This is a genomic window from Pseudomonas sp. UM16 (assembly GCF_050312595.1).
Classification (GTDB): Bacteria; Pseudomonadota; Gammaproteobacteria; order Pseudomonadales; family Pseudomonadaceae; genus Aquipseudomonas.
The window spans coordinates 1-218 of the sequence record NZ_JBNPJT010000107.1; the positions used below are offsets into that span (position 1 = coordinate 1).

The window sequence follows — 218 nt, forward strand, 5'->3', positions numbered from 1 at the left end:
TGCACTCAGGAGGATTCGAACCTCCGACCGCTCGGTTCGTAGCCGAGTACTCTATCCAGCTGAGCTATGAGTGCAGGTTTGGCGCTTGATGGACCAGGTCACCTCTGGTTGAAGCTGAAGCAACTTTCAAGATGAAAACTGCTTCGTCGTATGGTGCACTCAGGAGGATTCGAACCTCCGACCGCTCGGTTCGTAGCCGAGTACTCTATCCAGCTGAG

1 tRNA gene is annotated in these 218 nt (G+C 54.1%); it reads right to left on the minus strand.

What is annotated here, in order from left to right:
* Window positions 1-74 (minus strand) — tRNA-Arg (locus ACQRAX_RS25775).
* Between the last annotated feature and the right edge of the window lie 144 nt (window positions 75-218).